This is a genomic window from Candidatus Odyssella thessalonicensis L13, assembly GCF_000190415.1.
Classification (GTDB): domain Bacteria; phylum Pseudomonadota; class Alphaproteobacteria; order Paracaedibacterales; family Paracaedibacteraceae; genus Paracaedibacter; species Paracaedibacter thessalonicensis.
Window position 1 is genome coordinate 309,857 of record NZ_AEWF01000004.1, and the last position, 26,877, is coordinate 336,733.

Genomic DNA, 26,877 nt, shown 5'->3' on the forward strand with positions numbered 1-26,877 from the left:
ATGACCTCCATAATTTCTATTCGCGGAGCCAGAGAGCACAATTTAAAAAACATTAACGTTGATATACCGCGCGATAAGCTGGTGGTAATTACCGGGTTAAGTGGATCAGGCAAGTCCTCGCTGGCATTTGACACCTTGTATGCTGAAGGCCAGCGACGTTATGTTGAAAGTTTGTCGGCTTATGCACGGCAATTTCTGCAGCTTATGCAGAAACCGGATGTGGATTCAATTGAAGGGTTAAGCCCTGCTATTTCCATCGAACAAAAGACCACGTCTAAGAATCCCCGTTCTACGGTTGGCACTGTCACAGAACTTTATGATTACTTAAGGTTATTATTTGCCCGCATTGGCATTCCCTATTCACCTGCCACCGGTTTGGCAATTGAGGCCCAAACTGTTACCCAGATGGTCGATCGGATCCTAAATTTACCGGAAAAGACTCGTCTGATGCTGCTGGCTCCTATTGTACGTGGACGAAAAGGCGAGTATAAAAAAGAGATCCTAGAGCTACGCAAAAAAGGCTTTCAACGCATTCGTATTGATGGCACGGTTTATGATATTGAAGACACTCCGGATCTTAATAAGAAGGTTAAGCATGATATTGATGTGGTGGTCGATCGCATCGTGGTCAATCCTGATGTGGCCACACGCCTAGCTGACTCCTTGGAAACAGCCTTAAATCTAAGTGATGGGTTAGTGTATGTAGAAAATGTTGACACTCAAGACAGCTTTACGCTTTCGTCAAAATTTGCTTGCCCCGTATCAGGATTTACTCTTGATGAAATCGAACCCCGTTTATTTTCTTTCAATTCCCCCCATGGGGCTTGTCCCACCTGTGATGGGTTAGGGGTTCAGATCAATTTTGACCCTCGTTTAGTGGTGCCTAACCCTCATCTGAGCTTGCGGCAAGGCGCGATTGCTCCTTGGTCAACCTCTGATAATACGAGTAAGCGCGCCGCTTATGTTTATGAGTGGTATATGCAGACCTTAGCGGCCGTGGCTGAGCATTTTGGGGGCGATATGGATACTCCCTTTGCCGACCTGAGTGAGGCATTGCAGAAAGCGCTTTTGCATGGTTCAGGGCGCCAAGAGATTCCTATGCTTTACGATGATGGGGTTCGCCGTTTTAAAGCAAGTAAACCGTTTGAAGGTGTGATTCCCAATCTAGAGCGGCGTTGGAAAGAAACAGAAAGTGATTGGATGCGAGAGGAGCTGTCTAAGTACCAAACGGCAATTGCTTGCCATTCGTGTCAGGGCTATCGCTTGAAGCCTGAAGCATTGAGTGTTAAAATTGCCGGTAAGTCCATTGGCCAAGTCACCGAGCTTTCGATTCAAGACGCCGCAGAATGGTTTAAAGGCTTAGAATTAACTCAAAAACAGCAAGATATTGCCCATCGTATCCTTAAAGAGATTAATAGTCGTTTACAATTTCTAGTTAACGTCGGTTTAGATTATTTAACGTTGTCGCGCTCAAGTGGGACTTTGTCAGGCGGCGAAAGTCAGCGCATCCGCTTAGCGTCCCAGATTGGTTCTGGCCTTACGGGTGTCCTCTACGTTCTGGATGAGCCTTCCATCGGTCTGCATCAACGGGATAATGATAAGCTTCTCGATACTTTGCGGCACTTACGCGATATTGGCAATACCGTGGTGGTGGTAGAACACGATGAAGACGCAATTCGCCTGGCTGATCATGTGATCGACATGGGGCCGCGCGCAGGGGCTCACGGTGGGCAAATTATTGCGCAAGGTACTCCTCAAGATATCATGGCTAATGGTGAGAGTATAACCGGCGCTTATCTCAAGCATGAAAAGAAGATCCCGGTCCCTACTAGCCGCCGACCCGGTCACGAGAATAAAAAACTCGTGCTTAAGGGGGCGACTGTTAATAATCTAAAAAATGTAAGTATAGAAATTCCTTTAGGGACTTTTACGTGTATTACGGGTGTTTCAGGCGGTGGAAAGTCCTCGCTTACCATCGAGACTTTATATAAAGCTTTAGCCAACAAGTTAAATGGCAGCCGCGACTCAGCTGGCAATTATACAGAGTTGCAAGGTATTGAACATCTAGATAAGGTAATCGATATTGATCAGTCGCCGATTGGCCGCACCCCCCGATCCAACCCTGCTACTTATATTGGGTGTTTTACCCCCATCCGTGAATGGTTTGCAGGTCTACCTGAAAGTAAAGCACGAGGCTACTCGCCGGGACGTTTTTCTTTTAATGTTAAGGGTGGGCGCTGTGAGGCGTGCCAAGGCGATGGCGTCATCAAAATCGAGATGCATTTCTTGCCCGATGTCTATGTTCAATGTGATCAATGTCATGGTAAACGTTATAACCGCGAAACCTTAGAAGTTACCTTTAAAGGGAAGTCGATTGCGGATGTCTTGGATATGACAGTTGAAGAAGCAACAGCATTTTTTGAGGCCCATCCTGCTGTTCGCAATAAACTGGAAACTCTGCAAAGGGTGGGGCTAGGGTATGTTCATGTTGGCCAACAAGCCACCACCTTATCAGGCGGAGAGGCGCAGCGGGTTAAGCTGGCCAAGGAGCTGTCTAGGCGTGCGACCGGCAAGACCATCTATATTCTTGATGAGCCAACCACTGGATTACATTTTGAAGATATTGCCAAGCTTTTGGAAGTATTACATACGCTGGTAGATCAAGGGAACACGGTGATTGTCATTGAGCATAACTTAGAAGTTATTAAGACTGCTGACTATATTATCGATATGGGGCCTGAAGGCGGCCACAAGGGCGGTAAAGTTGTGGCCTGTGGGACCCCTGAAGATATTATTAATGTTCCTAACAGCTACACAGGACACTATTTAAAAGCATACTTGTGAGACAAAAACTAAGGCTTTTTTTAGCCCTCTTACCGAGGGCCTTAAAGTCGTAGTCATCCGATAATTCTGTGCAGAGAGGCTGTAAATTCTTTTCAGCGAGCTCCCTATAGTTTTGACGTTCGTTCTGATGTAAAAAGGCAGGCTGCCTTTAAAGCGTCAAATTAACTGTTATAGCCAGACCTTTCTCTTTTGTAATATTTATGGAGAATATAGTCCGCTTTTAATTTAAATAAGATCTTTGTTGATGTTTAAATTATTTGTTGACCCTTAACATTACTAATATAAAAAGTGATAGTAAGTTGTATTTTACTTATAGGTGGAATATAACTACATTAGCGAAAAAATATAATCAATGGATAAATAATGAAAAAAATATTAAATTTATCAGGGCTTTTAGCTTCTCTTAGCTCTGCCATGGATGCTCCCAGAGAACAGCCTCTTCAACTAGCCGCCTTATCTCAAAGCAGCTCAATCGAGATGGCAACGGCACACAGCTCTCAATATAAAACTTATGTTAGCGATCAAGAATGGGGGCTAATATATTCTTTCATGGAGAATATTTTTGCTGCTCCTCAGATCACTTCAAATCCCGGCGCACGGGCTTTTGCACAACGCGACTTAACCTATGCAAGAGAATATTTTTCTTTATATAAAAAATTATATGGTTGCTTAGATAAAAATTGTCTGTCGGATATTAATCTTAAAGAGCTTATTTCAAAGTTAGGTAATTTCACTCTTATCTTTGAACAACATTTGATTCTGCAGCAGGAGCAACACGATAAGAAGACAGTAGGTGAGGTCTCTAGTATTAGTAATCACCTTTTTCCTATACTTCAAAAGACTTATAATACCTATATGTGGGCCTATGAAAAGCTGACCAACAAACCTTTAGGGAATGTTGGGGATCTTAATTTTACCCAACGGGAAGCAAGTATACCTAAAAACTTTCCCAGACAATATCTGCCGCAAGTAAAGAACCTTATGCATGTAGACAGTTATGCGTATTTATTTTATAGCCGGAATGAGGATGGTTATATAATATGTAATCTAACAACCTCTAATAAAATTGATGATAATCTATATTACAAACAGACTAAACATTATTATGGTGGCGATCAATCAAAAACGAATCTATTGGTGTTTACAGTAACTCCTTCTAATAAGGCCGTTATTATCAATAATAAAGGGTGGAATATTATCAAAGAAGATAATAACTATTATATAACCTTTTACACCGGTAATACAGGTGAGGCTCCTTTTAAAATGAAAGGGGGAATAACCTTTTCTGATCCTCGAGCAAATGAAGTGGATGGTGCTTTCAATAAAAAGTTATCCATTATAAAAGATATAGACCAGCGTATTATTGATATGGTTCGTCACCTTAATCAAGCACCCGATCCAGAAGAAGGAGATAAATTATTAGCTTCCATCACTAGAATGCAAGCTCAGCAAAAGAAAAATAAGGAAAATATTTTGCGGGAGGCCGAAGCTAAAGGGTACGATGTCGATAATCTAGCAGCAACATTAAAACATACTGGCATTACAAGCTCAGGCCAGATAATGGATGTGAGAAAAACATTTTCAGGGGTATTTGCCAAGAACATCTATTCTATAGTGGATAGTCTTTTGGGAAACAAGAAAAGAGCATTTATAGGCTTCCCCACGCTTCCATTAGAAATATTGGAGATAGAGTATCTTTTTATCAGAAGCCTTCTTGAAAATTCAAGTAAAGAAAACTTCGAAACTAATGAATTTTCTCAGCAATATATTGAGGCTTGCTTTCCGGATCAAACATTAGAAGGGCTCGTAGAACAGTATGAAGCAAAACTTTTGGACTATTACGTAGCGGAAGAAAAAGAAAAGTTAGAGGAAAGCTCAAGAGAGCCTGAGGCTTCAGCGTCCTATGAGGAGGAGTGGGCACAAAGAGCTAGAATGGTAGCTCAAGGGGAGCATAATAAAAAGGCACCGCGCAAGAAGAATCATAAAAAACGTCCCCAATCTCAAAAACCCGGAGCAGCAAAGAAAGAAACGCAAAAGAATCTCCACGATCAAGCAGTAAGAGCCGCTAAACAACGATTAGCAGATTTATCAAATAAACCGATAAAATTCAAAAACTATTTAAAGTTGGTCAATAAAGTAACGCAATTATTCAATGAAGCGGGGGTGAAAGTATCCGGTCAATTAAATGCAAGCAGCCATGGTTGTTTGGTTGTGGGGGATAAAAAGATCTCTATTGTAAGGCCCCATGGACGTCATGATACAATTCATCCAAAAGCCTCACACAGTATCTTAGAAGAATTAATTAACAGTTATTTAAGCATTAAAAGCTAAAAATCGAAAACAAGGAGAGGGCATCGCCAACCCTCCCTTTTCCTATAGCTTTAAAATTAAGTGTCACGAGCTTATGATATACGCATTTTGGTTAGCTAACAGATGAGATAATTTAGCGGGGGGCTATTAGTGATGTTTGTCATTTTAAAAATGGGCCCCTTTAACTGTTTGGTTAGGCTTGCTGTTACGCGAGTATTCTCATTACAGGGCATACAATAGCTATTATCACTTTAGCCCTCTTATGGAGGGCTTTAAATTACCAGTAACCTTATAATCTTGTGCGGAGATGCTGCAGGTTCTCTTCAGCGAGCTCCAAATAATATCGGAGCTCTGGCTGAAGTAAGAGAGCTGGGTACTTTTTAAAAATCACATAAATTGTTAGCCACTCGACTGTGGAAATAGATTTCTCATAAGTTATCTTAGTTGGTAAATCTTGTGCAGTTCCTGCTTGCTGAAAGTGATCCACATCATTGATCAGTTGAATAAGAAAGAAAATAAGGTTGTTTGGTGGAAAATTATCGGAGGCTAGGTCTTGAGAGGCTATCGATCTTACGAGAACTACGTTAACAAGGATGCGAGAGGCCTTTGTAAATTCTAAATGTGCTATAAATTCTTCTTTCTTGCGGGAAATCTTGTTTAAGTAAGAAGTAAGGCTTTTATCAAATGCCGTGGCTAATTGTTCAGGAAATTTCTCATGATCTCTTATTAATTGGAGGCTCTTTCTTTCTCCTGACTTATGCTTAAGCTCATCCTCTAAAATTAATAACAGCGATAAATAAATACAGCACACCGTTTTCTTGTCTAGAGTATAGTTGTTAAGGTCTAATTTGAAGAGATCCATATAATCGACTAAGTGTTGGTATTGACGATTAAGGGGATCTATAATCTCTGGTAATGTTTTAATGAGCGTCTGAATGCGGTTTATTTGGTCCCAATGCTGAAAGAGGGGGCCTAACCTTAGATCTCTTGGTTGCTGGCGCGCTTTTGGGCCCAGATAACCGGGAGCTTTGGTAAAATTACTTAAGAGTTGTTTATTATTCTCTATCTTCTCATTTAGAAACAGCAAAGGCGTTACCGCATCCAAGAAATACCTTATAAAGTGATCTGAACATTCCCAACTTATAACTGTACATGTTAACCCTAAAGCACCTAAATAATTAGATTGCAAGAAATTTCCTATAAAGGTCTCTTTCTTGGGGAAGGAGACGGTTGTTAGGCCTTTTGCTTGAAAACATTTCTCAAAGTAATTCTTTAACTTTGAGCGTGCAAAAGAGACATCAGATTCAAATTCAAGCTCTTGTAGCAATCTATTTTCAAGCTCACAAAGAATCTTCTCTTTTTTTTCAGTTTCCCAACTCTTGACCTCTGTTTCCGAATAAAGCTGCAGGGGGAAGGGCAATTCGGTTGCATTGAGAATGGAAAAAGCTGCCATCCATACAATTATCAAAAATTTCATAAAAGGCTCCTTGTCATTTTTAAGGCTAATGGTGAGATGCTTTTCCCCTAACACGCCGCAAATTTTCCGGTTGTATGCTACCTAGTTATAAGAATATGATTGTTTTTAGTTTTAGTAAAATTTATTTAAATATTTTTTAAGGATAAACGTTATGCGTCGAATTGGTCTTTTTCTGACTACCTTAAATTTATTAGGTTCTGGAGCATGGGCTGAAGTAGAACAGATTGATAAGTCTAAATATAGTTTTTTTCGCCCCGTTCCCTCTAAATATTTAAGAGATATGACAACGGATCGTCCGGATAAAACAGAGAGTCCTTTCACTATTGATCCGGGGCATTATCAGCTTGAATTTGATGCCGCAACATGGACCTATGATCGCAATAAACGCGATAACACCCGCACAAGATCTTATACAGTGTTTGCTCCTAATTTTCGAACGGGCTTAACAGATAAATTAGAATTTGATATAGCAATGACCAGTTTTACCTCGGCCAGAACTCAAGACACTCAAACAAGAAAATGGAGTCGCCAACAAGGGTTCGATGATACGCAGCTGCGTTTTAAGTATAATTTCTGGGGCAATGAAGGTAAAGATTCTTCCGCCATAGCAATCATGGTCTTTGCCAAGATTCCAACCAATCAGGACAAGCTTGGGAATTCTTCTTATGATGGCGGCGTGATTGTACCGCTTAAACTTAACTTTACGGATAAGTTAGCGCTCACCTTAATGACTGAGATCGATTATCAGCGCGGCGAGAATGTACGCCGTCATATAGCGAACTTCGTCAACGCTGGCTCCCTTGGCTATGAATTCTCTGATAAAATCTCGGGCTTTATCGAGCTTTATGCGGAGCGGAGCTGGGAGCGAAAATCGCGGTGGAAAGTAACCCTTGATATGGGCGGATGTTACAGTCTAACTGATAACATTCAATTGGATGGCGGGGTTTATATCGGGCTTTCGGAAAAAGCTGATAATGTGACTCCCTTCTTAGGGATGAGCTGGCGATTCTAAAGGGATAATAGAGCTACAGCTTTCTTTTGAGTTGTTCTAAGATTCTACTGCTCAGGAGATAAGTTGCAGACAAATAAAACGTTCGGTCATTAATATTCTAAGTGCTCTTGCATGTGGCTAATTTTTAATAAGCTTTGCATAAAGACAGCAACATACACGGAGCACACCGAAGGTCTATTGTTCTAAAGCTCTTAAGAGGGGAGCGTTCCTCGTACAAATTGCTGTAGTGATGGGGTCAGTTTTAGGGGGATTAAGGTTTATATAGAGAAAACTCACAGGCTAAAAAGGGACCTTGCCGTCCCCGAAAAAAATTTAAATATAAATTAGATGTATTAGTATTAAAGCTGTGTCTTATGGGGCTCTAAAGGCCGTATATTAACGGCCACCTGTCATTTTAGCGATCTCTTCCGCGACCATCTGTTCAACAATTTTAGGCAGATTTTGATCTAGCCAGCGCTGAATCATGGGGCGAGCTAACTCACCAATTAATTGGTCTAGAGTTAAATTTGTCCGTGTCGAAGACGGGGATGTAGAGGTTTGCGCCTCTTTTTTAGTGGCTTCAGCTAGGCGTGCAAAGGGATTCTGAGTCGGCATATCTGACTTTTTCTCAAAGTGAGCACCTTGTTGAGGACGGGGCTTTAAGGTTTCCCGAGTGATCGGATAATCTTCCGGGAGATCCTCTTGACTCGCCGCATTAAATAGAGAGCTGTCCTCAAAGGTATTACGAGGTACAAATACTGACTCCTCATAGGCCTCATTAGAAGAGGCAGAACGCCGGGAAGATCCCATACCTTCTTGGCGGTAAGAAGACTCAGCTTTTGCAAGTGTCTGCTCTACAGGGCGTTCAGTTGTTTCTTTAGCTGTGGTCTCTTCAGAGACATATTTGCGAATGGAGGCAAGGATTTCCTCCATCGACATATCTTCTTCCTCGTGCTGTACTTGTGCTTTTTTGCTGCCCCAACCTAATACCATCTTTTTATCCTTTTCTTGAGCTTAATCTACTCTTAGATTACCTTGAATCAGGTTTCAAGAGAACATTAAAAAATCAAAAACTATTTGTCGTTTCCCTATAATGGATGTCTGGATCATATAGGTCAACTTTCAATCCCAATGATTTTGCTGTCAGCTCGCCCACCGCAGCCATCAGTTCATAGGCCGCTGCCAGATAGTTTTGTTCTGCGCCAATAAGGTTTACCTGAGACTCAACTAAGACTTTAATGGCATTCAACACATCGAGAAGAATTTTCGAGCCCACTAATAATTCTTGCTGGGTTCCATCAAGGCTAATCAGATTTGCTTCAACTTGTTTTCTATATTCAACAACTTGAGCCTCTGCGGTTTTGAATTTGCTCCACGATGCCACTGCTTTTTCCACAATGCTGCGACGGGTTTGCTCAATTCTGATGCGAGCTTGTTCTGCATTTTCTGAGGCTTCACGCCGTTGAGAGCGGGTAATTCCAGCTTCATAGAGCGGAATCGTCATTTTTAGCTGTACAGAGTTATTAACTTGGCGGTCTTTTGCAGGGTTGATCCGATTCGGATTGTCCTGGTTATAGCGGCTTTTAGCTTCTGTTTTAGATGCTGAGCTTGAGGCAATTAAATCTACGGACGGTAATAGTGCCCCGGTTACCCGATCAACCGCATAGCGTGCTGCCCGTTCTGCTTCCATAGCCTTAAGAAGAGCCGGTGCATTCTTGCGAGCTCTTTCTAAAGTTTCTTCAAGGCTAGCTGGTAAGTTTTTAGGTAAGGATGGCCGCGACAGTTTGCCAGGCTTGCGGAAAGTTAATGTTTCAAAGGATGCTTTAAGTTGATCTAACTGATTTTCAGCCGATATGCGCTTGGCAATACCGTCTGCCAGCTGTGCTGCCGCTTGCGCCACGCTGGTGCGTGTTTCTTCGCCGACATCAAACTTGTCCTGTGTCACTTTTAGCGTTTCCTGCAGGTTAGCTTCATTGCGCTTCAGGAGCTCAATTTCCGCATACTTTGACATCAAGGACATATAAGTGGTGGCCACCTTGAGCAATAATTCTTGCTCTGTGTTCGTGAGGTCCGACTTAGCTGCCTTATAGTTGGAGGTTGCTTCTCTGACCTTATTAATTGTTTGTCCACCCGCAAAGATATTCTGTCTTAATTCGACACCCACACTTGCCGATTCGCTTTTCTGTGAAGCAGCGGCATAGGAGCCTGAGCGTTGGTTAGTACTATCCCCTTTATCCTTTTGCTTGGATAAGTTAGACGTTAGAGATCCATTAATGGTTGGACGCCATTCACCTTTCGCTTGAACAGTCTTTTCAACAGAGGCTCTTAAGGCAGCAATCTGCTCTTTGATGACCGGGCTGGTGGTGTACGCGTCAGCCATCGCCTTTGACAGAGAATCTTCCTTAAGGTCTGATCGGTTCTGAAAGATTTTTTGGGCCAAGCTTTCGATATTATAGTCTTTATTTGCCAAAAACCCTTCAGCACCCGTCTGATTAAAATGGCTCCCGATATCTGACGAAGTGGTCGTGTCGTTGTCTTTAAGAGGGGGGTCTTGCTTCTCTGCCTTTAGTGTGTCGGGAGCAGATTTGCCTGAGCGGGACGAGGGGGCATTTAGAATGGGATCGTTAAGCGGATCTTTTTTCTTTGTTTTTGCGCTGCTTGTTGAGAGAGAATCATTGTCAGCCTTGTCTGGTGCTGCACTTATAAGTGATGCTGACGACAAGAGAATTAAAAGTTGTCTAAACACAGTGTACCTCGAGAACATACTGTAATCTGTTCTAAGGCTATAATGTTTTCAAGATATTAACAAGATTATTTCGTTAATAAAGCGTTAAAATCGTGTAAATTAACCACGCAGTCTACTTTTAGCTTAGCAATGACTGGAAAAGGCACTCCATTGTGGAATAAATTATCTTCAAAACTACCCTGAAGCTATCACCTGAGTGCGGCGTATATGCTAATCCTTAACTCATATGTCCTTAAGCCTGCCGTTTAACGACATCTCTTTCATCGTCTTTGTAAGCCGAGTAAGGGCTTGTGAAGCCTTAGGGCGTTGTTAATAACGCTTCATAGACGCATCGACGTCTTTAGCCCAGCTGTCAATGCCCCCTGACAGGCAGAAAACTTTTTGAAAACCACATCCCTTTAAAAAGGCGGCGGCTTGGCGGCTGCGCGAACCATGATGACAAATCATAACAATAGCTTTATCTTCAGGTAGAGCATGCATATGCACGGGAAGCTCTGCCATCGGCACGCTGATACTGCCTTCTATGGCACATAATTGTTGTTCCCAGGAGGGGCGCAGATCGACCAAGGCGATATCTTCTCGCACTTCAAGCATTTTCTTTAATTGCGGGGCTGTAATTTCTTTCATCATGATTAATCCTCCTAACGAATATCTTGACGGTAAGGGTTATTTGCGTCTAATATCACAACATACTTATGAGGCCGGGTGGCAGAGTGGTTATGCAGAGGACTGCAAATCCTTGGACGTCGGTTCGATTCCGGTCCCGGCCTCCACATATCTTTAAATTTCCACACCATTTCCTTGTTCTCCAAAAAAATTAAAAAAATGTGTTGCAACAGTAATCCTTTTTAGGTATATAATCGGTATTATCCAGTCCCCATCGTCTAGAGGCCTAGGACACCGCCCTTTCAAGGCGGCAACACGGGTTCGAATCCCGTTGGGGACGCCATTTTTCATCCAATTATCCACGAATTAATTAGCATTAAATATAAGCTTGCGAGTCTGCCGGCAAACCCCGGATAGCAGCCACCCCCAGTTTCACTATTTTCTCTTAAGCTATGCAGTAAAAATTGACGAGCGGCAGAACTTGTCTCGAAGATATTGCCTGGCGCTCGCCGCTCTTCAAAGCTGCTGAGATACCAGATTCGCGATAACAATTCCTTTACATTCGCCCCTGTCTCGGCTGATTCCACGGGACTATGGCTAAAATGATTCCTTAATATCGTCAAATTTTGGCGCACTGATTGCTGCGCTTGAGGAGACAAATCTTCAAATTCTCGACACCACAAGATACTTTCCGCAATGAGGTCAGGCGCAAAGTTTGGATCAGAATACAAATATTTGTTATCAAACTGATATAGGTCAGCTAATACCTGACGCATATTAAGGGTGCGATTAAAGGCATGGACATCCATGGTGCCTTTTTGCTGCTGTGATAAGCTCAGATAGGCCTGATAATGCTTCTGCACCCTTTCAATATCCTGTAGCGGAATCTGAGTCGTAACGTCCAAACATCTTGAATCGCTGGTAAAAAGAAGTGCTAATGCAACGATCATCGACTGATAGAACATAATATTTATCTCAAATTATACTTATATAATTTAACATTAGGGAAAATGTCGTTAAAAAATAGTTAAAATAGTAATTGTTAAATATTAATTATTAAACCCAATTGGAAGGGTATTAGAGTCTGGGTTAAGTAGAAAACTATTATCAAGCCTTTTTAAAAGAGGAGAGTTAATCGAATTGCTGTTGAAAATTTTTAATTTAACTTCTTACTTTCTGTTGGTTATATAATACTTCGGGGTTGACTAAATAATAAGTTGTTGCCTTACACTTGAATTGGGGTAATCCCTTTGACAAAGGGAGGTCAGGAGCATCTTCTCTATTATAAAATGCTCTAGACTTACAAATCTATTTACAGGGAATTGTTGCTTAGGTTGTTAAATTCAGCACAAACTGCGGATCACTATTTAAAACTGAGACGTATATTCAGACGATTAGTCACCGCAATAAGAGGGAAAATAGTGCCCTGTAGTCATAGCGGCGGCGTATGCAGGCCAATTGTGTATTGAGAGAGAGGACGGCCGAGGCCCCCCTCATCTTCCCTCAGGTTAGCTAAAGTTAGCGCGGAATTGTAAAGTTAGCCCCTGGGCACAGGTTATTAAACTGTTTGACTGCCCATTCTAAGTTATAGGCGAGGGCGAGTACATAGAAAACATCTAAACGCGTTGGCTGGCCTTCACGGCTGTGTATAATATAATTACGGTCACGTGTCGCCGGTCCTGGAAATCCTGCCTTTCTGATGGCAGCCGCAGCATTAATGAGGTTTTGAACTGGAATAGCGCGACAGGCATAAGTTTCTTGTTGATCACGGCGCAAGGCAGGGTTATTGAGAGCAGCCTGCATTGCTTTGGTAATTTCACGAGCACTTACACTATCATCGCGCACAAAGAAGAGTTGGATAGGACTGCCTTGGTTAAGTCCCCTATCGGATATAGGTAAGGCGTCTTATGCGGTGTCACAGGTATAATGATATGGAATTCTTCCTCAGTTTCACGTTGGGCTGTCTCAGCTGAATTTGTATCTTTTTTAAAATCACACTTGCCGCCTGGAAAATTCCATAAAGAGATGCCTCCATTTTGTTTGCAACGCACATGGCTATGCCTGTCCTCGCCAACTAAGACTGCATAATCATTGGGTCCGTATTCTTTAATTAAGAGTAAGCCTGCTCTAGCAACTTCTCCCCCTCGTCCTTGTTCGCCGCCATGATGGCATTTAAAATCAGGTTGTACTTGCATAGCGTTTAGTGAGGTCATCGTGCAAGCAAGAAACGCTCCCACAAGATACAGTTTATTCTTCAAAGACATCCTAGAAATCCTTCCTTTATTTAAATGGAATGCTTTTACATCTTATAGATGGGGTGATTTTTTTTATTTCAAGTAAAAAAGATAAGTATTTTTATACAGTTACATTAATAAGTATATTTTTGCTCTCTTCTTTCTTTAAAAGATCTTGCCATAATGCCTCTTGCAGAGAAGGTAGAAATGATATTAGTAAAGAGTGCGCGACAGCTATAAGCACTTTACTGGCAAATGATCATGGGAGTAGCCTTAAATTTTTATACTTGGATAAGAATCCGTTAGAAGATGGCGTAAGCATGATCGCTGAAGCACTTGTAAACAATACTTGCTTAACTGCTTTATGCTTAATGGGAACTAATCCTGATATATCTTCTTCAAAAGCTTTAGCAAGAGCGTTGGAAAGCAATTCGACTCTTACCTATTTAAGCTTAGGTCAGAATTCTACTGACCATGATCTAGAGGTAGTCGAAGCTTTTCAAAAAGCTTTATCACAAAATTCTACGCTTGAAACTTTAGTGATAGCAGTAAGTACTGAGAATAAAGCCGCAGTTCAAAAGTTAAAGGAGTCTCGCCCGACGTTAACAATAATTCCAAGCGTATAACATCTCATAACGAAGAAGCTTCAGCTTTCCTCTGTTTTAAATAGGAGCTGGTTTCTATCTAAAGCTTCTCTTTACTCCTGGATGCTTATATTTTAACTGTTATCAAGTTGTCTATTTTCTTAATTTAAGGAGAAGCTTATTGCTTCTCCTTCCGTGTTAACCTTGGCGCCAGAGGAAGTTACCTTAAATGTTCAGACCAATAATTAAAAAGAGACTTGCGATTGTATTTGCTGAAGATATTTCTCTACCAGTGCATTGTACTCCTTTTCACCGATAATCTTTGCCAGCCGATAGAGTTGGCTCTCATTTAAGAGGCCTAAATCTATATTGCTGCTAGCTCGCAGAATAAAGTGATGCAAATGAGGATCCTTATTAAACTTAACAATTTCGCGAAAACGAGAGACGAGTTTTGGATCACAATGACGGGATTGGCGCATCTCTTCTCGAATGGTCTCAGTTAAATGCCCCAGACTAATATAGGTAACGGCAAAATTTTTGAGCAATTCCGGACAATGTATGGCAATAAAACTCAAGTGATGCTTGCCTAAGAGAGCAATAAAACTGTCATCTGCTTGGAGCATATTCTGACACATGGCCTCTTCCCTTACAGGACCAAACACAGCTTCGGCTGCTCCACATACTCCCCGCGGGATTTTATTTGAGCGATCATATTGATCAATAGGAACAATTTCGAAGCCTAAAGCGTCGGCAAACTGAATCTTCTGTGTATAAAGATGTGCTCCGACAAAGGGTTGATTGAGAGCTTTTGGCAGCGCCTCATAAAAATGCTGGCCCGGAGCCTCAAATAAAAGTTTGCTAATCCCTAAAGAGCGCGCCAGTTTCATCAACGCCGTAAAGGCTAAGAAATGGGACATTTGATCATGCTCTTCGCCAACAATTAAAGCAAATTTCTTACCGTCAGGAACGGCACTATACTCTGTCAGGATTATCTTCACAATTTCTTGCGAAACGTGATCAATTTCCTGAAATGCATCACAGTAAGCAGCCAAGATAGGGGGGGTGCTGCAGGCTAATGATAAAAATGGATTATTTTGCAAAGGCAAAGGAAAGGGGAAACTGGGACAGGTCCCATTGCGCTGGTAATCTATAATATTGGTATCTAAGCTTCCATCTAAGAGATGATTAAATTTATTGGTCTCAATATAGGAAATGTCTCTGGCTAGAACCTCTGCTGAAACCGTAGTGTCCATTATCCCTCCGGCCGTTAGGCTTAAAAGAGGGGGCTGGAAAGAAGAGAGCCGTGAGGAGACAGCACGTATTTGTGTCCTATTGTCAGATGACTCTGGGAGCAGGGAAGGGATCAACGTATTATAAAGTTGTCCCATTGTTCTCTTGAGATTATTGGCAGTATACCAGCCCGCTTTACGGCAGCAATAATAGGTTAGAGCCTCATACACGTGTTTATGGCTCTTTAAGAGAGGATTATGGGCTGCAATTTGGTCTGCTAACAAGAGGCCTAGAAAGCCGAAACTATAGCTAAGTGCCTGTTCTAAAGGATAAGTATAGCAGTCATACAGATGCAGGAGCGTAATCGCGGTGGTGGTAAGGCTTCTAAAAGCGGGCTTGAGGGCAGCGGGCAAGAAAACCTCACAAGTTTTGAAGATGGCGGTGGGTGCATTATGTTGGGCAATGCGATAAGTCGCATCGCCTAAAACTCCCCACGCTCCCAGAGCAGAATATTTTAATAAACTTGTTGAAGCAATTTCAGTCGCCAGGAGGCTGCGATAAGTCCAAGAATTCTTAATTTCACTTTCACGTTTAAATAGGTCCTGGACGGTGGCGACCACGCCTCTGTCTGAAAGGATTGGCGAGGCAGTGTGCTCGGCTGAGATCGAGGCGCATATTATTGAAAGAGCTATCACAAGAGAGAAAATGATTCTAGTAATTTTAAGCATTGAATTCGTATCTTCTGATTGCATAACTCGATATCCTTTTAATGAATTTAGACTACATTATCTCTCCTTGAGACATTTAAGAGGAGATAAATCTGAAGTAGAATTGGCTAAACATATACGCCTAAGTATCAAGTGTGATCTAGGTGATAATTTTGCAAGTTATTTTTTGCATTGTTACTAAGGTGAAGAGCCAATAAAAGCACGGGGTTTAAAATTCTGGCGGGCAATACTTGGGGCGGCAGAGGAGATAAAGTTATTTCTACGACAAGAAGGATATTGGGCTAGCCGCTTTCCTATAAAACATGGCTGTTCCTTATTTAAGGAGCACGGCCTCATGCTTGCTTGCAGCCTCAGCGATAGCAGATCCTACCTCACTCCCTCAAAGCGATGGTCAGAGAGGTACGCTATGCAGTCACAAATCAATTCTTAGGATTATTATCTTTAACCTTTAAGAGCGTAATTTGATTGCGATGACGGCGAAGAATTTCAAAATAATATCCATGAATATTGAAGGATTGGCTGACCTCGGGGATGGCACGAATCTCATAAAGAATTAAGCCTGCCATGGTTGAAGCTTCCTCATCGGGCAAGTCCCAGTTAAGTTGACGGTTTACGTCTCTAATCGTAACTGTACCATCAATAATGAAGGAGCCATCTTCTTGGGGGCGGATACCGCGCACCGCAATATCATGTTCATCCGTAATATCACCAACAATTTCTTCCAGAATATCCTCAAGCGTTACAATACCATTGAACGCACCATATTCATCAACGACGATGGCAAAATGCTCCCGTCTGGCCTTGAAAGCTTGTAACTGTTCAATAAGGTCAGCTGTTTCAGGAATAAACCAAGGCGTTGAGGCCACGGACATAATGTTAAGTTTATCAAGGCTGCCTTTATGAGAATTAACTGATCTCAATAGAGCTTTGGCATGAATGACACCGACGATGTTATCGGGATTATCCTTATAAAGGGGAACACGCGTAAACGGGCTTTCAAGGACTTGCTTAACAATTTCGGACGGTTTGTCATCGGCATTAATCATAGTAACATTTTTGCGGTGCGTCATAATTTCTTCAACGGTTACTTCACGCAGATCAAGAATACTTTTAAGCATCGCCCGTTCATTATTAGCATCGGGCTTGGCATCGGCAAAATGCATGTCTATGGCGCCTCTGAGCTCTTCTAAGGCGGCATATTCATCATCGGCGCTTGATTTTATGCCAAACAATCTTAAATGGGCGCGCGCAAAATTGTTAATAGCAAGGGTAAGGGGGCGGAACGTCTTATACACAATCCATAAAGGTCGAATAAGGAGCATGAGGACTTTTTCGGGACTGTTGACAGCAATAATCTTGGGTAAGGTTTCGGCGTAGACTGTGATAATAACTGTCATGCCGATAGAGACAAAAATGATAGCCTCTTTACCAAATAAGTCGGCAGCTATATCACCAATATTATTGTTAACGATGGTCAGACATAAAGTATTAAAAAGTAAGATTGTCGACAAAGATAAGCCAACGTTTTTTTGTAACTCAAGCACCAGTTTAGCTTTCGAATCACCTTTTTTGGCTAAACTGTGCAGTTTGGCTTTTGATACTGCAGTTACCGACGTCTCTGCCGAGGATAATAAGCTTGCCAAGATGACGAGCAATACTAAGACTAAAAAAATAACCGTTAAAACCGACATAAATTATTCGACCTCTCTCAGTTTATCAAATCCGTGGCGTTTGCCGACATCAATTGGCACTGATATTGACATTTCTATAGGAGCTTCTATGTCGTCTTCCCTTTTGCTTTTTTTTGCAGGCGCATGGTCTGCACTCCCTGTTAAAGACGCATTATCTCCATCCGAAATTGTGACCCCCTGCCACTGTTTCACATCAGGTTTTATGGCCGAGGCAAGGTGAAGACGGCGCTCAAGCAGTAACATTAAGTCATGTTCTTGTTTTAGCTTATCTAAAGTTGCATCGTGCGACAGTTCGCCGGTTTGGATTAATGTTTGAAAGTTTTCCGTTTCCGCAAGTAAAAATGCCGCCTCCTTATCATTGGTAGGCATCATTGACTGTAGCTGCTTAATATGGCGTGCATAAAGTTTGATTACTTTTTTGAGGTAACGATCAAAATCAGACAGATTTTTCTTAAATTGCATTATTGTCAGCCGATTGATTGCTGTCTCTCTTTTTTCAGAGAGGTTTTTCTTTGCAGTAGCAGAAGAAATAAGGAGTAATAGAACGCAGAGCGTGGTTCTTAGGAAAGATATTAATTTGTTATTTGGATGTGCCATAATAAAAATCTTATCATGATCTTAAGTTAGACACAAATACTCTAATATCTTCGGCAGTGAACTTTAAGCAATAACCCTGGCCAGGCGCCGTTGCCACAACCATTTGCAGGATATGTTTGTAAGTTTTTTTATCTTTGAGTATATAGGCTATAAGTTGCTCACTATTCTTTAGATAGTCCTGATAATTTGTCTTAAGGCCGACCCTTTCTAGCGTTTCTTTTAGTTGCGCAATTGAATGAGAGGATTGAGTGAGCATCTCTGCAAGCTCATGCTCGGCAATTAATCCTAAAGCAACAGCTTGTCCATGCGATATTTCAGGATATAGGCGCTCAATGGCATGGCCAAAAGTGTGTCCGGCATTTAAGAGAATACGTCCCGTATCCTCAAGTTTTTCAAACCAATCTCGACTCACAATTCCAAGTTTTAACTTAATTGCATACGCAATAAGCTGATCAATATCTTGGTTCAAAAATGTCTGCCACTTCTCAGCGTCCAGAATCCAGGCCATTTTAATGATTTCCGCTAATCCCTCACAATAGCGGGATGAGGGTAGAGTGGCTAGAAAAGAAGAATCGATGATGGTCTTATTAGCGGGATAGAAACTGCCAATAAGATTCTTAACATTATTAAAATTAAGGCCGGTTTTGCCGCCAACACTCGCATCTACCATCGCCAATAGGGTGGTGGGAACTGCCCACCAGGAAATCCCGCGCATGTAAATACTTGCGGCTAAGCCCACGACATCTAGAAGGCTGCCGCCGCCGACTGCAATCACGGTGGTCTCACGGTCAGCTTGATAATCAGCTAAGAATTGAAGAATAGTTTGTAATCCTGAAAGGCTCTTCGTCGCTTCCTTTGATTCTAAAGGTAAGGTGGGAAGAGGATGCGACGGCAGCTGAATAATAGGATCACAAATGATAAGAGAGTTGGCAGGATACAGCTCAGGTTTAAAAGCTAAAAATTCAATTGACCCTTCAAAAACTTGACTGCAGAAAAACTTGATATGGCTTTCAACCGAGGGGGCAGGAGAGCGTTTTTGGTGCCTGGGGGAAGAAGCTCTCACTGCTCTGCCCTCGCTTAATTGACAGCCGGGGCTGGCTTGAAGGGTAAACGCACTTCAAGACACAATTCTTTTAGTCGCTCTTTATCGACAATTGATGGTGCTCCCATCATTAAGTCTTGCGCTTGCTGGTTCATTGGGAAGGCAATAACTTCACGGATGTTGGGTTCATCTGCCAAAACCATAACAATACGATCCACACCTGGGGCGCTGCCACCGTGGGGAGGGGCACCAAATTTGAATGCACTCAGTAAACCACCAAAGCGCTTCTCAACGTCTTCTTTAGTATAGCCTACAATTTCGAAGGCTTTATACATTACCTCAGGTAAGTGGTTGCGAATGGCACCGCTTGATAATTCAATGCCGTTACAAACAATATCATATTGGAATGCTTTAATTGTTAATGGGTCCTGGGTGAGAAGAGCCTCCATTCCCCCTTGCGGCATGGAAAAGGGGTTGTGAGAGAAATCAATTTTACCTGTTTCTTCATCCTGTTCGTACATTGGAAAATCAACAATCCAGCAGAATTTAAAAGCATTATTCTCAATGATTTTTAAATCTTGGCCAATGCGGGTTCGCGCCAGGCCCGCCACTTTTGCGGCAATTTTAGGCTTATCACTGACGAAAAATACTGAGTCCCCTTCTTTAAGATTAGCCACTGCTCGTAGTTTTTCTAACCGTTCCTCTGTTAAGAATTTAGCAATTGGTCCTTTGGCAGTACCCTCGGTAAAGGTGATGTAGCCCAAGCCCGGCAGACCCATCCCCCGCGCCCAATCGTTCAATTTTTCAAAGAAACTACGCGGCTGTGCTGCGCTATTGGGAGCTGGAATAGCACGGACGACCCCCCCCTCACTCACAATATTGCTGAACACTGCAAAATCAGACCCTAAAAAGATCTCAGATACATCAACAATTTCAATGGGGTTGCGTAAATCGGGTTTGTCATTTCCATACTTGAGCATTGATTCTTCGTAGCTGATACGCGGGAATGGATAAGGGGTGACGGATTTACCGCCAGCAAACTCCTCAAAGACGCCATATAATACCGGCTCGATTGCCGCAAAGACATCTTCTTGCGTCACAAAGGACATTTCGAAGTCAAGCTGATAGAATTCACCAGGGGAACGATCGGCTCGAGCATCTTCATCTCTAAAGCAAGGGGCAATTTGAAAGTAGCGATCAAAGCCGGCAACCATTAAAAGCTGCTTAAACATTTGTGGTGCTTGTGGTAACGCATAAAAGCTGCCAGGATTAAGGCGGCTTGGTACGAGAAAGTCACGGGCACCTTCCGGAGAAGAAGCTGTTAAGATCGGTGTTTGGAATTCCAAGAAGCCCTGCTCAATCATCCGCCGCCGCAGCGAGGTTATGACTTGGGATCTTAAAATAATATTCTGGTGAAGCTTTTCTTTGCGTAAATCTAGGAAGCGATAACGCAGGCGTGTTTCTTCAGGGAAGTCACTATCACTGTTAACTTGAAGGGGCAGGGTTTCCGCGGTTGACAGAATTTCAATGTCACTGACTTGGATTTCAATTTCACCTGTATCCATTCTCGGATTAACCGTATCTACAGCGCGCTCAACAACGATTCCATCTAAACGGATGACACTCTCATTGCGTACAGATTCGGCAATTTTAAAACTTGGTGTGTCTGTGCTGACAACACATTGTGTTATTCCGTAATGATCTCTAATATCGATAAATAAAAGGTTGCCATGGTCCCGTTTGCGATGGACCCAGCCAGATAGACGAACGGTTTGCCCCGCATCTTTTTTCCGGAGTTGGCCACAGGTGTGGCTACGATAACTGTGCATTTAATTTATCCAATTTTATTATTTGGTTAACCTGCTCTAAAAGAGACATAATCGGCAAATTTTGTCAAGCAAGCCTTGCGATCTGGAGGAAGAAGATTTTAGAGAATCATTAGGAAAAACCACGAAAGAAATAATTTATTTTAATTTTTTGAGGGTTAATAGTTAACGGGTATTATAAGGAGACGCTGAAAGCATTTTTAACCATCGAGAGAGATGGGCTTTTTAAAGAGATTAGCAATTTTGGATGCTAGCCCTTTTTATTAGTGAAAGTCGTTGAATTTTGCCGTAATCTTGAAAACTATTAATAATAGATGATGAACGGTAGAGGTTACTGTGCGCATTCTAACTTTCTTATTTGTCTTTATAATAGCATCTAAGGTTGCTGCTAATCCAGCTAATCAAGGAATAAAACTTATTTATCAAGGTAAAATCGGTGAGGCTTTAAAAGTGCTTGAACCCCTAGCCCAGAAACATCAGCCGAAAGCCGCTTTCTTTTCTGCTTTATTACTGCTATTTGGTGATAAGCCTGAGCCATCGAAGGGCCTGCAATATTTAGAGCAAGCGGTCAAGGCGGGTTATGGGCCCGCCTTGGATACCTATGCTGGCTTATACTTGCATGGTGATTTTATGCCGAAAGATATCCATAAAGCTAAGATGTATTACGAAATCTCGGCACGGCGGGGTTATGGACCTTCACAATTTAACTATGGGATTATTTGTAAAAATGCTGAAGGTGTACCGCTAGATCTAGAGGCTGCTTATATCTTTTTAAGTCTAGCCTCAGAAAACTACTCAGATCTTGGGGAGTTAACTTTGGATGCACGAGAATTCCGCGATCAAGTGAGAGAGCAATTGTCACCGTCTGCCTTAGAACGAGCGCAACAAAGCTTTTATCGTCTAAGAAAAGAAATTGCTGCTAAGAAAATCAATAATGATTGAGAAGTGCTGACAGCGAATTGTCTTATTAAACTTTCGCGCTCCGCCCTTAGCCTTTAAGAACAGGGGAGCGACTCTAACTAGGAGAGTATCCCCGCTAAGAGCAAGCTTTTCGCCTTCGTCAATTTTAAGGTTCTGTTACTCTCAAGGAAGGGGGCTACTTCTTTTGCTTAGAGCGCTCTTCCGCCTTCAACTCTTTTTTAGAGAGCTTGCCAATCATTGTTTTAGGCAACTCGTCTCTGAACTCAATGAATTTTGGCATCTCAATCGGTGACAGTTTGCCTTGTAAAAAGTTGAGCAGTTGTTCTTCGGATAATTCAGCACCTTCTTTGAGTTTAACGAACGCTTTTACGGTCTCACCGCGCTTTTCGTCAGGAATACCAATTACGGTAACTTCGGCAACACTGTGATGGCGATAAATAACTTCTTCGACCATGCGCGGATAAACATTAAAGCCACTGCATATAATCAGATCTTTTATACGATCCACAAGGAAGGTGTAGCCATCCTCATCCATATAGCCGACATCGCCGGTCAAAAGGAAGTCGCCCACAAATACCTTTTCAGTTTCATCAGAACGGTTCCAATAGCCCAGCATCACTTGCGGGCCTTTAATAGCAATTTGTCCGTTTTCCCGGATCTTCATCTCCTTGGCAGGATTGTCAAGAGACAAAATCTTGATCTGTGTGCCGGGGAACGGGATGCCAATAGAACCTATTTTATTGATTCCATACACAGGGTTAGACGTCGCTGCAGGGGAGGTTTCACTCAACCCGTAGGCTTCGACGAGCTTGCAGCCGGTTAAGCTTTCAAAATCTTCTTTGACTTTTATGGGCAAGGGGGCGCCGCCTGAAAGGCAAATCTTTAGAGAGTTTAAATCCATCTCCTTAACCCGGGGATGATTGGCAATCATATTATACATCGTGGGCACACCAGGAAAGAAGGTGATTCGATGCTTTTGGATAGCCTTCATTGCATCCAAGGGATTGAACCGTGGAAACATCATCACAATCTCAGCCGCTGTTTGAATAGCCAAGGTCATGACAGCTGTCATAGCATAAACATGAAATAGCGGCAAACCGGCCAGTATCTTTTCTTGACCGTAAGTAATGCCTTCAAACCACGTGCAGGCTTGTACAGAGTTGGCGTAGACATTGTAGTGGCTTAACATGGCCCCTTTGGGCGAGCCAGTGGTACCGCCGGTATACTGTAATAATGCAATATCCTTTTTAGGGTCAATTGCCGGCAGTTGCGGGTTTCCAGCATTATTGGTAAGGCTATCGAAGGAGACAATAGTATGATTGGTGGGGACCTTGGCTATTTCCCCTCTTTTAAACAATTTGAAGAGAATGTTTTTCGGAAACGGCAAGCTGTCGGCAACAGAGCAAACAATCATTTTTTTAAAATTCGCGGTACCCAGTTGAGGAATAAGCTTATCACATAAAACCTTTAGGTCTAAAGTAAACATGATCTCAGTATCAGAATCTTTGATCTGATAATTAACTTCATGATCAGCATAAAGAGGGTTGTAATTGACCACTATGCCGCCGGCTTTAAGAATGGCAAAGTAAGCAATGACAAAATAGGGAGCATTCGGCATAAAAATGCCGACCTTTGTGCCCTTTTTCACGCCCAGTTTTTGCAAACCTTCTGCGGTTTGATTAACAAGCTGATTAATTTCTTGATAAGAATACTTCTTTCCTAAAAAGTCGATGCAAGGTTTATCAGGGGCGTTGGTTGCAGCCTCCTCCATAAGCGACCAGAGGGGCTTTGCAGGTATGTCTATATCCCATTTTAATGTTGATGGGTAAGAATGAAGCCACGGAAACTCGGGTGTACGGTTGGCTTTGGCAGAAAGGGCCGAGTTACTTTTATCTTTTTTAAGGCCAGGCTTCTTGTTAACTGCTGTGTTCTGGGGGCTGGATGCGACAGCTGATTTTACGCTTGTAGACTTTGACGGTTTCGCTTTTTTGGCGGGGGCAGTGGTAGACGGTGCTATCTGCTTGCTAGTCTTTGTCTTTAAAGCAGAGGTAGGCTCTGGCTTGCTCGGGGACGCTTTTGCATTTTTAGCCTTAGTAGGTGCTGCCGTCTTGATTGTAGTGGCATCGACAGAAGCTTTGCTCTTTTTCGTAGCTGCTTTTGGCGAGGTTAAAGATGGTTTCTTGGAATTTACCGTTTTTTTAGAGGAAACTTTAGATGGTGGGGGCGAAGTCAGGTTCTGATTCTTTGGTAACTTTGATTTCTTTGTTCCCTTGTTTGCCTCGGTCATAATGATAAAATCCGATTGAAATGTTTCTCCTAAAATTAAATGTAACATTAAATTATTGATAAAGTATAAATTTTTTTAATGTAACTTCTTGCTTTATATTGATACTCTTAAAGAAGAGGATGGCAGTTTTAAAGGGTCTCCGGTGCTGGATAATCTTATATTCTGGATTAAACAAGAAAGTTTTGATCCATTTTATAGTGCTATTTTCTTGTTTATTGCTGGTATGCTTGCTAGCATTACGCCCACATTAAAATATATCTCTAAGCTCAGGCAAAAGATTGCTCGCCTTAAAGATCGACATTATATTTATAAACTTTTAATTGATGGTGCCATCGAAGCGCGATGCTGGTGGTCTAAAGAAAGTGGCGAGCTTGAGTATTCGTATAGCCTCATCCCCCTGATGGGCCTGGATCCTTATCAGCCTGTCTCTCTCCAAGATATTATAAATCAGTTTAATGCTAATGATGCCTACAAATTAGATGAAGCGCTTCAGCAACTTCAGGATACCAATGAGCCATTTGAGATCAATCTAATGCTTATTGATGAACGAACGGTCTTAAAAAGCGTGGGCTACTCTTTTACTGAGAATAAACATAAATATATTGTCCTAGCTTTCGCAGATATAACGGATGAAGATTTTATCCTCGATAAGTTGCATAAGCAAATCTCTAAATTAGAAAGTGAAAAGAGTTTTTATCGGGATATCCTGAATAATATTCCGGTTGCTTTATGGGGCCGGGATCGAGACGCAAAGATTGTTTATTGTAATCAGGTATTTGCTGGGATTCTTGATTCGACGCCTGAGCTTGTTATCAAAGAAGGACGAGAACTGATTGATAATGCGCGCTCTTCAAGCTCGCACTCCTTAGGCCAGCGCGCAATGATGGCTGGTCTCATTCAATCAAAACGCTGCCATGTGGTGGTTGACGGGCATCGACGCCTGATTGAGATGACAGAAATTCCCTTAGCAGACCAGGCTGGAACAATTGGCTATGCTATGGATTTCACAGAGCAAGAAGAAGCTCATGCTACTCTGGCCAAACACGTGGCCGCTCACCAAGAAATTCTTCATAATTTGTCAACACCTATCATTGTTTTTGGCGCCGACACCAGGCTGGAATTTTTTAATAAAGCTTATGAGAAGCTGTTTGAGTTCGAAGAAAGATATCTTTATTCAAAGCCAACGTTTAATGAATTAATGCAAAACTTGCGGGATCGCCGGAAGCTGCCTGAAGTTTCAGATTTTACAGCGTACAAGAATTATCAACTTAATCTGTTTAATGCGTTAATTGATCCTATCCAAGAATTGGTTCATCTGCCTGATGGTCATACTTTACGAATGGTTATTTCTCCTCATCCCATGGGCGGCCTGCTGTTCTTATTTGATGACGTTACTGACAAATTAGCTATGGAACGGCGATATAATACATTGATTGCCGTACAAAAAGAAACGCTAGATCACCTGTATGAAGGGATTTTAGTGTTAGGCAGTGACAATCGTTTGCGCTTGTCTAATCCGGCCGTCTCACAAATATGGCAAGTGGAGAGCGTGGAATTGCAGCCGGGACGTCATGCAGGGGAAATCTTATACGGGATTCGCCATCGTTTCATTGGCTACAGCCATTGGGATCATTTCCGGCAAAAAGCTCTTGAGATGTGTAATGCCCGTCAACCGGCGAGCGAGAGGCTAATTCTGGCCGATCAATCGGTTGTTAATGTTTCTTATGTTCCTTTGCCCGATGGATCGCATATGCTAGGCTTTGTTGATGTCTCCGATAGATGGCGCTTTGAAGAAGCGTTAAAGGAACGCAATGAAGCGCTGGAGCAAGCTGATCGCTTTAAATCCGACTTTATCTCCCATGTTTCCTATGAGCTGCGTGCTCCTTTAAATACCATTATAGGATTTACCGAGATTTTACTAAATCAATATTTTGGCGGACTGAATGAGCGGCAGATTGATTATTGTAAGGGGATTAATGAATCCTCCCAGCGCCTGCTTTCTCTGATCAATGATATTATTGACTTTGCCAGCGTTGAGGCCGGACAACTGACCCTCAAAATTCATCCCATTGAGCTAACCCCGTTTCTAGAGAGCTTGGTGGCCTTAGTCTATAATAGGTCGAATGATCATGGCTTAGAGATCATTTGTGAAAACCATACCCTCGTGGATCGATTTTTGGCTGATGAACGGCGTTTAAAACAGGCACTTTTTAACCTGCTCATAAATGCTATAAAATTTACGCCATCAGGCGGTGTCATACAGTTAACAGCATCTCTAGAAAGTGAAGAGGACGGCGATTATCTGATTTTATCTGTCAGTGATAATGGAGTCGGGATGGCCGATGATATAAAAGAACATATCGCTGAATTGTTGGCTTCGACCAGTGGTAACGGAAGTAGCTTTGGGTTTAAGGGGGCCGGTATAGGGCTTCCCCTCGTTAAAAGTTTCATTACCCTGCATGGAGGAAATATTCGTCTTAATTCAAGTAAAGGCCTGGGCACCACAGTTTCTTGTCGTATTCCCTTGATTCAGGAGCCAGGAATGGCTGAGCTTAATTTGGTTTCAAGGCCAAGTGAACTCGACGCACCTGCTCATCTTTCCTGAATCAAGAGCAGCCTTAATATAGATTAATTCAATCAATACAGAATGCTTTTGCCAGGAAGACTAAGGGCAATGGAGAATAGATTGCTTTTCAAAGGCGAAAAATGTATTATATCTATAGGTATAATGTATTTCTAGTTGCTTTAACTTGAGAGGTTACG

Annotated in this window: 19 protein-coding genes and 2 tRNA genes; 8 read left to right on the forward strand and 13 right to left on the reverse strand. The window is 42.2% G+C overall.

The annotated features are described in order from the left end of the window. Both uvrA and HMO_RS0108525 read left to right on the forward strand, forming a co-directional pair. Nucleotides 1-2,844 (forward strand): excinuclease ABC subunit UvrA, encoded by a 2,844-nt coding sequence (gene uvrA, locus HMO_RS0108520; protein ID WP_010301451.1) that lies wholly within the window; start codon nucleotides 1-3, stop codon nucleotides 2,842-2,844. A gap of 363 nt (nucleotides 2,845-3,207) precedes the next feature. Beyond that, nucleotides 3,208-5,175 (forward strand): hypothetical protein, encoded by a 1,968-nt coding sequence (locus HMO_RS0108525; protein WP_010301453.1) that lies wholly within the window; start codon nucleotides 3,208-3,210, stop codon nucleotides 5,173-5,175. A 268-nt stretch (nucleotides 5,176-5,443) separates the two neighbouring features. Here the strand turns inward: HMO_RS0108525 and HMO_RS0108530 are convergent, their stop codons facing one another. Beyond that, nucleotides 5,444-6,631 carry a hypothetical protein gene (locus tag HMO_RS0108530; protein ID WP_010301456.1) on the reverse strand — a complete coding sequence of 396 codons (1,188 nt, stop codon included), beginning with the start codon at nucleotides 6,629-6,631 and terminating at the stop codon, nucleotides 5,444-5,446. A 151-nt stretch (nucleotides 6,632-6,782) separates the two neighbouring features. On the opposite strand from HMO_RS0108530, the gene HMO_RS14420 reads away from it, so the two are divergent. Further along, nucleotides 6,783-7,643: a transporter gene (locus HMO_RS14420; RefSeq protein WP_010301458.1), complete on the forward strand. Its 861-nt coding sequence runs from the start codon at nucleotides 6,783-6,785 to the stop codon at nucleotides 7,641-7,643. A gap of 375 nt (nucleotides 7,644-8,018) precedes the next feature. Here the strand turns inward: HMO_RS14420 and HMO_RS0108540 are convergent, their stop codons facing one another. From HMO_RS0108540 to HMO_RS0108550, 3 genes are all read right to left on the reverse strand, one after another. Next, nucleotides 8,019-8,615, reverse strand: coding sequence for a DUF2497 domain-containing protein (locus HMO_RS0108540; protein WP_010301460.1), 597 nt, complete (start codon nucleotides 8,613-8,615; stop codon nucleotides 8,019-8,021). A 73-nt stretch (nucleotides 8,616-8,688) separates the two neighbouring features. Then, nucleotides 8,689-10,368 (reverse strand): TolC family outer membrane protein, encoded by a 1,680-nt coding sequence (locus HMO_RS0108545; protein WP_010301463.1) that lies wholly within the window; start codon nucleotides 10,366-10,368, stop codon nucleotides 8,689-8,691. A 309-nt stretch (nucleotides 10,369-10,677) separates the two neighbouring features. Beyond that, nucleotides 10,678-10,998: a rhodanese-like domain-containing protein gene (locus HMO_RS0108550; protein WP_033444620.1), complete on the reverse strand. Its 321-nt coding sequence runs from the start codon at nucleotides 10,996-10,998 to the stop codon at nucleotides 10,678-10,680. Between the two features lie 69 nt (nucleotides 10,999-11,067). Here HMO_RS0108550 and HMO_RS0108555 point away from each other — a divergent pair. Together HMO_RS0108555 and HMO_RS0108560 are read left to right on the forward strand one after the other, a co-directional pair. Then, nucleotides 11,068-11,141 (forward strand) — tRNA-Cys (locus HMO_RS0108555). 100 nt (nucleotides 11,142-11,241) lie between these two features. After that, nucleotides 11,242-11,317, forward strand: a tRNA-Glu gene (locus HMO_RS0108560). 4 nt (nucleotides 11,318-11,321) lie between these two features. On the opposite strand, the gene HMO_RS0108565 is transcribed toward HMO_RS0108560, so the two are convergent. The 3 genes from HMO_RS0108565 to HMO_RS0108575 all read right to left on the reverse strand — a co-directional run bounded on the left by HMO_RS0108565 (nucleotide 11,322) and on the right by HMO_RS0108575 (nucleotide 13,238). Then, the gene (locus HMO_RS0108565) at nucleotides 11,322-11,939 is read right to left on the reverse strand and encodes a hypothetical protein (protein ID WP_010301469.1); all 618 of its coding nucleotides are present in this window, start codon (nucleotides 11,937-11,939) and stop codon (nucleotides 11,322-11,324) included. Between the two features lie 553 nt (nucleotides 11,940-12,492). Next, a complete protein-coding gene (locus tag HMO_RS0108570; RefSeq protein ID WP_010301473.1) occupies nucleotides 12,493-12,819 on the reverse strand; it encodes a hypothetical protein in 327 nt (108 codons plus the stop codon). Continuing rightward, entirely contained in the window at nucleotides 12,801-13,238 is a 438-nt protein-coding gene (locus HMO_RS0108575) for an NUDIX hydrolase (RefSeq protein ID WP_010301477.1), read from the reverse strand. The genes HMO_RS0108570 and HMO_RS0108575 overlap by 19 nt, the downstream gene beginning before the upstream one ends. A gap of 29 nt (nucleotides 13,239-13,267) precedes the next feature. Here HMO_RS0108575 and HMO_RS0108580 point away from each other — a divergent pair, with 29 nt between their 5' ends. Then, a complete protein-coding gene (locus tag HMO_RS0108580) occupies nucleotides 13,268-13,834 on the forward strand; it encodes a leucine-rich repeat domain-containing protein (RefSeq protein WP_010301480.1) in 567 nt (188 codons plus the stop codon). 203 nt (nucleotides 13,835-14,037) lie between these two features. On the opposite strand, the gene HMO_RS0108585 is transcribed toward HMO_RS0108580, so the two are convergent. From HMO_RS0108585 to aspS, 5 genes are all read right to left on the reverse strand, one after another. Beyond that, nucleotides 14,038-15,774, reverse strand: a complete 1,737-nt coding sequence (locus HMO_RS0108585; protein ID WP_010301482.1) for a hypothetical protein — start codon at nucleotides 15,772-15,774, stop codon at nucleotides 14,038-14,040. A gap of 395 nt (nucleotides 15,775-16,169) precedes the next feature. Further along, nucleotides 16,170-17,441: an HlyC/CorC family transporter gene (locus HMO_RS0108595; protein WP_010301488.1), complete on the reverse strand. Its 1,272-nt coding sequence runs from the start codon at nucleotides 17,439-17,441 to the stop codon at nucleotides 16,170-16,172. Nucleotides 17,442-17,444: 3 nt separating this feature from the next. After that, nucleotides 17,445-18,038, reverse strand: a complete 594-nt coding sequence (locus HMO_RS0108600) for a hypothetical protein (protein WP_010301490.1) — start codon at nucleotides 18,036-18,038, stop codon at nucleotides 17,445-17,447. Nucleotides 18,039-18,051: 13 nt separating this feature from the next. After that, nucleotides 18,052-19,101 (reverse strand): 3-dehydroquinate synthase, encoded by a 1,050-nt coding sequence (locus HMO_RS14425; RefSeq protein WP_010301491.1) that lies wholly within the window; start codon nucleotides 19,099-19,101, stop codon nucleotides 18,052-18,054. Nucleotides 19,102-19,115: 14 nt separating this feature from the next. Beyond that, nucleotides 19,116-20,909 carry an aspartate--tRNA ligase gene (gene aspS, locus HMO_RS0108610; RefSeq protein ID WP_010301493.1) on the reverse strand — a complete coding sequence of 598 codons (1,794 nt, stop codon included), beginning with the start codon at nucleotides 20,907-20,909 and terminating at the stop codon, nucleotides 19,116-19,118. Nucleotides 20,910-21,242: 333 nt separating this feature from the next. Here aspS and HMO_RS0108615 point away from each other — a divergent pair, with 333 nt between their 5' ends. Beyond that, entirely contained in the window at nucleotides 21,243-21,848 is a 606-nt protein-coding gene (locus tag HMO_RS0108615) for a tetratricopeptide repeat protein (protein WP_010301497.1), read from the forward strand. Nucleotides 21,849-22,002: 154 nt separating this feature from the next. Here HMO_RS0108615 and HMO_RS0108620 read toward each other — a convergent pair whose 3' ends face one another. Next, nucleotides 22,003-23,598, reverse strand: a complete 1,596-nt coding sequence (locus HMO_RS0108620; protein ID WP_010301499.1) for a long-chain-fatty-acid--CoA ligase — start codon at nucleotides 23,596-23,598, stop codon at nucleotides 22,003-22,005. 658 nt (nucleotides 23,599-24,256) lie between these two features. Here HMO_RS0108620 and HMO_RS14430 point away from each other — a divergent pair. Next, entirely contained in the window at nucleotides 24,257-26,719 is a 2,463-nt protein-coding gene (locus HMO_RS14430) for a sensor histidine kinase (protein ID WP_139016863.1), read from the forward strand. Nucleotides 26,720-26,877: the final 158 nt, after the last annotated feature.